The 7,010-nt window shown below is 74.5% G+C and carries 13 protein-coding genes; all 13 read left to right on the forward strand.

Annotated elements, in window-relative coordinates; genetic code table 11:
- The first annotated feature begins 2 nt into the window (after positions 1-2).
- Genes HL658_RS31160 through HL658_RS31220 form a run of 13 tightly spaced genes read left to right on the forward strand, consistent with a single transcriptional unit; the run spans position 3 to position 7,007 of the window.
- Positions 3-2,216: a Mu transposase C-terminal domain-containing protein gene (locus tag HL658_RS31160; RefSeq protein ID WP_180286306.1), complete on the forward strand. Its 2,214-nt coding sequence runs from the start codon at positions 3-5 to the stop codon at positions 2,214-2,216.
- On the forward strand, positions 2,209-2,985 hold the full coding sequence (locus HL658_RS31165) for an AAA family ATPase (protein ID WP_180286305.1): 777 nt from the start codon (positions 2,209-2,211) through the stop codon (positions 2,983-2,985). Before HL658_RS31160 ends, HL658_RS31165 begins: the two co-directional genes overlap by 8 nt.
- A 4-nt stretch (positions 2,986-2,989) precedes the next feature.
- Complete coding sequence (locus HL658_RS31170; RefSeq protein WP_180286304.1) at positions 2,990-3,601, forward strand: hypothetical protein; 612 nt, start codon at positions 2,990-2,992, stop codon at positions 3,599-3,601.
- A complete protein-coding gene (locus HL658_RS31175) occupies positions 3,594-3,947 on the forward strand; it encodes a transcriptional regulator (RefSeq protein ID WP_211109899.1) in 354 nt (117 codons plus the stop codon). Before HL658_RS31170 ends, HL658_RS31175 begins: the two co-directional genes overlap by 8 nt.
- A complete protein-coding gene (locus HL658_RS31180) occupies positions 3,941-4,198 on the forward strand; it encodes a hypothetical protein (RefSeq protein ID WP_180286303.1) in 258 nt (85 codons plus the stop codon). Before HL658_RS31175 ends, HL658_RS31180 begins: the two co-directional genes overlap by 7 nt.
- Complete coding sequence (locus tag HL658_RS31185; protein WP_180286302.1) at positions 4,195-4,536, forward strand: hypothetical protein; 342 nt, start codon at positions 4,195-4,197, stop codon at positions 4,534-4,536. Before HL658_RS31180 ends, HL658_RS31185 begins: the two co-directional genes overlap by 4 nt.
- Entirely contained in the window at positions 4,533-4,733 is a 201-nt protein-coding gene (locus HL658_RS31190; RefSeq protein WP_180286301.1) for a hypothetical protein, read from the forward strand. Before HL658_RS31185 ends, HL658_RS31190 begins: the two co-directional genes overlap by 4 nt.
- Before the next feature lie 6 nt (positions 4,734-4,739).
- Positions 4,740-5,552: a DUF3164 family protein gene (locus HL658_RS31195; RefSeq protein WP_180286300.1), complete on the forward strand. Its 813-nt coding sequence runs from the start codon at positions 4,740-4,742 to the stop codon at positions 5,550-5,552.
- Positions 5,553-5,561: 9 nt separating this feature from the next.
- Positions 5,562-5,867: a hypothetical protein gene (locus HL658_RS31200; RefSeq protein WP_180286299.1), complete on the forward strand. Its 306-nt coding sequence runs from the start codon at positions 5,562-5,564 to the stop codon at positions 5,865-5,867.
- A complete protein-coding gene (locus HL658_RS31205) occupies positions 5,860-6,147 on the forward strand; it encodes a hypothetical protein (RefSeq protein ID WP_180286298.1) in 288 nt (95 codons plus the stop codon). Before HL658_RS31200 ends, HL658_RS31205 begins: the two co-directional genes overlap by 8 nt.
- Positions 6,140-6,391, forward strand: coding sequence for a hypothetical protein (locus tag HL658_RS31210; protein WP_180286297.1), 252 nt, complete (start codon positions 6,140-6,142; stop codon positions 6,389-6,391). The genes HL658_RS31205 and HL658_RS31210 overlap by 8 nt, the downstream gene beginning before the upstream one ends.
- Complete coding sequence (locus tag HL658_RS31215; RefSeq protein WP_180286296.1) at positions 6,388-6,753, forward strand: hypothetical protein; 366 nt, start codon at positions 6,388-6,390, stop codon at positions 6,751-6,753. Before HL658_RS31210 ends, HL658_RS31215 begins: the two co-directional genes overlap by 4 nt.
- Positions 6,750-7,007, forward strand: a complete 258-nt coding sequence (locus tag HL658_RS31220) for a hypothetical protein (RefSeq protein ID WP_180286295.1) — start codon at positions 6,750-6,752, stop codon at positions 7,005-7,007. The genes HL658_RS31215 and HL658_RS31220 overlap by 4 nt, the downstream gene beginning before the upstream one ends.
- The last annotated feature ends 3 nt before the right edge of the window (positions 7,008-7,010 follow it).

Raw genomic sequence — 7,010 nt, forward strand, 5'->3', positions numbered from 1 at the left:
CCATGGCCGCCCAACAGCTCGTCCTGGCGCTGCCTGACGTAACCGACGAACCGGTGCTGTCCGCCCGCCAATTGGCCGAGATGCGGTTGCAGGGATTGCCAGTCTCCGAAAGCGGCGTCATCCGGCAGGCCAACCGTGATGGCTGGCCCTTCCGCGAACGCCAGGGCCGCGGCGGCGGGCGCGTCTACCCCGTCGCCACCCTGCCCGAGGACGTCCGCGACGCCCTGTCACGTCACCACCTGCGCGCCACCACCCGCCCCGCCCCGGCCATCGCCGCTCCCGCCGCCGAACCCACCGCGCTGGCCGACTGGCAGCGCCGGGTCCGCGACGCCCGTGCGGCGATCCTGGCGGAGATCGACCGGCTGCTGGCGGCGGGACTGTGCCGGCGGACGGGCGAGGCGGTGCAACTCGTGGTGACGATGGCGGCGGCCGGCACGCTGGCCCCGGCGCTCCAGGCGCTGGTGCCGGCGGCGAACGCCCGCCGGGGCAAGGACCGCGGCGTGCGCACCCTGTCGGCCGAGACGGTGTACCGGTGGCTGCGGGCGCGCGACGCCGGCGGCGTCCACGCGCTAGCCCCGCGCGAGGCCAAACCCGCCGCACCGGTGCCGGTGTGGCTGGAGCCGCTGTTGCGGCTGTACCGCCGGCCGACGAAGCCCTCCCTGCCGGCGTGCCTGGAGGAGCTTGCCCCGCAGCTTCCGGCCGGCGTCCCGGTGCCGACCACCACCACCGCCCGCCGCTGGCTGGACCGGGTGGCGCCGCAGGTGCGCGAGCGGGGCCGCATGGGGCCGCGGGCGCTGCTGGCGCTGAAGGCGTTCCGGCGCCGGGACACATCGGTGCTGGAGCCGCTGGACGTGTGCGTCGCGGACGGCCACACCTTCAAGGCCGCGGTGCAGCACCCGGTGCACGGCCGCCCCTTCCAGCCGGAGGTGGTGGCGGTGATGGACGCCGCCACCCGGTATGTCTTCGGCTGGTCGGCCGGGCTGGCCGAGAGCACCTGGGTGGTGATGGACGCGCTGCGCCACGGGGTCAGCAGCCTGGGCCTGATCGCGATCCTGTACACCGACAACGGGTCCGGCTTCGTCAACGACATCGTGTCGGACGAGCTGGTCGGCTTCTACGCGCGGCTGGGGCTGGTGCACGAAACGGCCGAGCCGGGCCGCGCCCAGGCGCGCGGGCTGATCGAACGGCCGCAGAAATCGCTGTGGCGCCGCGCCGCCCGGACGCTGCCCACCTATATGGGCCGCGACATGGACCGGGAAGCCGGCAAACGGGTCGCCAAGCTGGTCGACAAGGACCTGAAGACGGCCGGGGCCTCGCGCCTGCTGTTGAGCTGGACCGGCTTCCTGGCCTTCATCGCGGCGGAGGTCGAGGCCTACAACCGGCGCCCGCACCGCGGCCTGCCCAAGGTGCGCGACGCGGAAACCGGGCTGATGCGCCACCTGTCGCCCGCCGAATGCCTGGACCGCTGGCGCGACCGCGGCTGGCAGCCGGTCACGGTGTCGGAGACCGAGGCGGCCGACCTGTTCCGCCCCTACGAGATCCGCAAGACGTGGCGGGCGGAGATCCAGCTTCCCTGGGGCCGCTACTTCCACCGCGATCTGGAGCCGTTCCACGGCGAGCAGGTGCGCGTCGGCTACGACATCCACGACGGCGGGCGGGTGTGGGTGCGGACCCACGACGACGGCCGGCTGATCTGTGTGGCGGAGCGCGACGGCAACCGGTCGGACTATATGCCGGCCAACCGGGTGGAGCATGCGCGGGCGCAACGGGCCGCCGGCCGACTGCGGCGCGTCAACGACGAGGCCGCGCTGATCGCGGCGGAGGCGCGGGGCGTGCCGCCGACCATCGACGCCAGCGCGGCGGATGCGACGCTGACGCCCGACCAGATGGCGGCGGCCGACGCTGAGTTCCAGCGCCTCGCGGCCCGGTCGCCGGAACCGCCGGCCCAGCCCGGCGCCCTTCCCAGCCCTCCGCCCGCCGTTCCGCCGGCCCCGCCCCTGGCCCCGCCGCCCGGCGGAGCGCGGCCGGTCTTCGCCGACGACGTGTCCTGGTGCCGGTGGCTCCAGGACCATCCCGAGCGCGCCACCGACCAGGACCGCCGGGTGCTGGCCGACGAGCTGCGCCGGCCGTCCTTCCGAACCTTCATCGCGAGCGAGGGGTGCGACCTGACCGCCCTCGCCGCCATCGTCAGCCGGAAAGTCACGACCCATGCGTAACGCGTTCTGCAAGACGAGCAATGTGAACCGCCTGCTGGCGGCGTTTTCCGCCCTGAAGCAGCGGGGGGCCGAGGAGGCGTGCCTGCTGCTGGTCGATGGCCTGCCGGGGCTGGGCAAGTCGGAGGCGGTGGAGTGGTGGACGGTCCAGAACGGTGCCGTGCTGCTGCGCGCCAAGGCCGGCTGGACACAGGCCTGGATGCTGCGCGACCTGCTGGGCGAGCTGAAGGTGGTGCCCGGCCGGTCGTGCGAGATCATGTTCCGGCAGGCGCTGGAGGCGCTGTCGGCGGCGGCGCGGGCCGCGGACATGGAGGGGCGCGACTTCGGCGTCGTCATCGACGAGGTGGACCACATCGCGCGCAGCCGCGAGGTGCTGGAGACCTTGCGCGACCTGTCGGACCTGCTGGAGATGCCGTTCGTCCTGGTGGGCATGGACCGGGTGCGCGCCCAGCTCGCCCGCTTCCCGCAGATCGCCAGCCGCGTGTCGCAGCCGGTGGAGTTCCGGCCGGTGTCGCTGGAGGACACGCGGGCGCTGGCCTCGCAGCTCTGCGAGGCCGAGGTGGCCGACGATCTGGTCGCGTTCATCCACCGGGCGTCGGGCGGGCTGGTGCGCGAGATCAAGGAGGCGCTGGCGGCGGTGGAGCGGTTCGCGCGGCGCAACCCGTCGCCGGTGACCCTGGCCGGCATGGCCGGGCAGCCGCTGATGAACGACCGCAAGACGGGCCGCCCGATCCTGGTGCCGCCGTCCATCTCCCTGTCGGCCGGCGCGTGACGCCATGGCCCGGCCCGACACACGCCGCCACCGCATCCTGACGGCGCTGGAACCGTCAGAACCCGGCGCGGAACCGCCCTGTCTGACGCTGGACGAGCTGGCCGCCGCAACCGGCGACGAGCGGACGCCGATGGCGACGCAGCTCCGCCAGCTCGTGCTGGCCGGCAAGGTGGTGCGTCACGAGCGCGGCTGCTTCCGCATCGCGGCCGGGGTGTCGGCGGGCGACCCGCCGGCACCCATGCGCCGGCACAAGCCGCGGACGGGGCTGAACGCCCGGCTGTGGCGGGCGATGCGCCTGCGCGGGAAGTTCACGGCGGGCGACCTGGTGCGGCTGGCGGCGCGCGACGGCGAGCGGGAGGCGACGGTGCGCAAGGGCGCCGACGACTTCCTGCGCGCGCTGCGGGACTGCGGCTATCTGCGCCGGCTTCCCAACGGCACGGGGCCGGCGCGCTACGCCCTGATCCGCGACACCGGGCCGGCGGCGCCGCTGGTGCGCCGGTCCCGCCGCGAGGCGTTCGACCGCAACACCGGCGAAACTTACACCGCCGCGCCGCTGGCGCGGGAGGAAGGCGCCGCCTCGCAGCCGGGTCCGGCCGGGCAGGTGCCCCATGGGTGACGACGCCCGCATCGCCGAGGCGCTGGCCCTGCTGCGCGAGGAGGCAGCCCGGACGAGCGCCGCCGAGGCCGCGCGGCGCATCGGGTACAGCCGGCCGGCGGTCTCCATGGCCCTGGCGGGCACCTACAAGGGCGGGCTCGGCCGGCTGGCCGACGCGGTGCTGGCGACGCTGGGAGGGGTGGCCTGCCCGCATCTGGGCCGGACCATCACGCCACGGGACTGCGCCGATTTTGCCGGCCGCCCCATGCCCACCGCATCCCGCGCGGCCGTGGCCCATTGGCGCGCCTGCCGCGCCTGCCCCCACCGCCCCTGTCCCCACCGCCCGGAAGGAGGGTCGTCATGCTGAGCCGGGACCTGTTGAACCTGATGAACGCGCTGTCGCGCAAGCGCGACGCGTTCCAGGGCCAAATCTTCTATGGAGCGCCGGAGGCGGCGGCGCTGGTCGCCTGCGTGGCGGCGATGGCCGAGGACGCCGCCGCCCTGGAGCGCCAGCTCGTGCCGCACACCGCGCGGACGGCGGCCCCCGACGGGGTGATCGACCTCGCGGCGCGTCGACACCGCCCGATCGCCCCTACGGGCGGGGGAGACGCCGCATGACCGGCCCGACCGACAGCCCCCTGTGCGTCACCGCGCCGCGGCCGTTCGCGCTCGGCGCCCCGATCACCGTTGCTGGCGGGCGCACCGGCACCGTGCTGTGCATCGGCAACACCGGCCCCCGCCGGCAACGGCTGACGGTGCGGCTGGGCGCCGAGACCGTGACCGTGCACGCCCACATCACGGGCGGCGGCGCCCCGTCCGTCACCGCCGTGCAGCCGGAACACGCCTTGCGGGCCGCGCAGGGCGTGCTGGGCGGATCGCCGGTGCCCGACGGTGATATCCGCCACCTGGCCGCCGCCTATCTGGACCTGCTCGGCAAGGAGGGTTCCAGGTCATGACCGCCACCATCGACACCGCCCTTTGCGCCGCCCTTCACGCCGCCTTCGGCCTGGACCCGCCGGCCGCGGCCCCGGCGCCGGCTTCCCCCGACCGCTTCCCGGCCATCCTCGGCCGTCCGCCCAAGCCCACGCTTCCCACCGCCTTCCACCGCGAGCGTCTGGCGATCGCCGGCGCCGTCACACTCCCCCGGAGGTGAGCACCCATGACCACCGCCACCCTGCACGCAGCCCCCGACCGCGCGCTGCCCCCCGTGCCGGGGGTGCCGCCCGGCGCCCCGACGCTGGCCCGGCATCTCGCCGCCTGCCTCGGCATCCTGGCCGAGCTGCCGAACTTCCTGGGCGCGGACGGCCGCGCCGTCTACGCCGCCGCCGCCGACGCGCTGGCCCGCCTGCCGTCCGTCCCGCGGGCGGCGCGGCTGATCGACGGCGTCGAGCACTGGCAGACCGAGAACGGCTCCTGGATCCCGCGCTCCGTCATCCACGACACGGTGGCGCTCTACGACGATTACGCCCGCACCGTGGCGACCGCGGCGCTCCACCTGTCGGGCCAGCTCGCGCGCTTCAAGGCCACGTCCATGGCCGAAGGGCAGGCGCTGGTCGAGCTGGTCGGCCAGAACTACGGCGTGAAGGTCGGCGGCGAGGCCGGCAACGTGTCCTTCTTCAGCTACGACCGCCAGTACAAGGTGACGATCGCGCGCGCCGACCGCATCGCCTTCGGCCCGGAGATCGCGGCGGCCAAGGAGCTGCTGGAGCGCTGGGTGGCGGAGGAGGAAGGCTCCCCCGTCCTCAAGGCCGTCATCAACCGCGCCTTCGGGCTGGACGACGCCGGCCGCATCCGCGCGGCGGAGGTGTTCCGCCTCTGCACCTTCGACGTGCCCGGCGAAACCTGGGCACAGGCCATGAAGGCGATCCGCGACGCCGTCCAGATCGTCGGCAAGGCCGAATACATGCGCGTCTACCGGCGCAACACGGCCGGCAAGTACGAGCTGATCCCCCTCGACCTTGCGAACGCGTGAGGTGCGGCCATGCCCGATCCCACCGAAGCCCAAGGCCGGCTGATCCTGCGCATCGCTCAAGGGGCCGTCATCACGTCCGAAAACGGTCTTCACGTGCGGGATGAGCATCGCCCGCCCGGCCACAACCACCCGACCAGCGACTTCATCGCGCGCATGGAGCGTGAAGGGTGGATCGTGGCCGGAGATCACCCCCGGCGCGGCGTGCATGGCCGGGAGTACATGCTGACGCCGAAGGGGCGGGCATGGGCCGACCGCCGGCTCGCGGCGACCAAGAAGCACCCCGCCGCGCCGCAGGAGGAACCCGCCCATGGCTGACGCCCCCCTCACCGACGCGCTGCGCGTCGAGCGCACCATCCGTGGCTTCGTCGCCATCGGCCTCGGCCTCGCTCACCACGGCGACCGCGCCCATGAGCGGGTCGCCCACACTGCCGTGCTCGGCCGTCTTGGCCTGTCCGTGCCCGACATCGAGGAGCTGGAGGTGCTGGTCGCCGAGACGTACGGCGTCACCCTCATCATCCACATGGACAGCACGCCGGCCGCGATCGCCGACCAGATCATCGCCGGGCTGGCCCGGCGGGCGGTGGCCCATGTGTGACCGCTGCCGCGCCCGCGCGACCGCGCTGGCGGAGGAGCTGCACGCCGCCCTGACCGGCGGCGGCGACCGGCCGGCCATCGCCTTCGCCGCGGCCCTGATGGCGGTCACGCGGCTGGCCGACGCCACCGGCACCGGCGCCCACCTCGCCACCCTGATGCGCGACATCCTCGCCGGCGCCCAGGCCGCCACCAAGACCACCCTGCCGCGGGATCTTGCCACCCTGGAACCGGAGGGCCGGGCATGATGATGGAACGGATCGCCATCATCGGCATGCTGGCCCGTGCGTCGCGGGGCCGCCCGGACATCCATCCGGAAACCGTCCTGGCGCTTCGCCACGCGGCCGAGGTCGAGAAGCGGCACGGCACCGGTCTGGCGCTGTCCGCCCTGCTCGACGTGTGGGTCTCCACCCTCGCCACGATGTTCGCCAGCACCGGCGACGCCAAGGTGCTGGAGGACGGTCTGGCCGTCCTGGAAATCCAACGGAAGACGCTGCTGCGCCTGCTGTCCGGCGATGCGCCGGCCGGCACGATCCGGGCGACCGCCACCCCCACCGCCGACGACGTGCTGGTGGACGTCGCCAGCGCCACCCCGGAGGGCCGCGCATGACGCCCCCGCTCCACCTGTCCCTGTCGGTCACCGTCTACGACGGCGCCACGCCTGTCCTGCTGGTCACGGGCATTCCGGACCACCCGGAGGAGGTCGCCTTCCTGGTGGACGGCCGCAACGTCCGCACCCTGCGCCCGGTGCGCGGCATCCCGGCGCGCCTGCCCGACCGCCCCATCACCCCGGGCCTGCCGTCGCTGGCCGCCATCCTGCGCGGCGCCGCCGCGCCCTCCGACGAGGAGCACGCCGATGCCTGACGC

It is taken from the genome of Azospirillum oleiclasticum, from assembly GCF_013423485.1.
In the GTDB taxonomy this organism is placed as follows: Bacteria; Pseudomonadota; Alphaproteobacteria; order Azospirillales; family Azospirillaceae; genus Azospirillum; species Azospirillum oleiclasticum.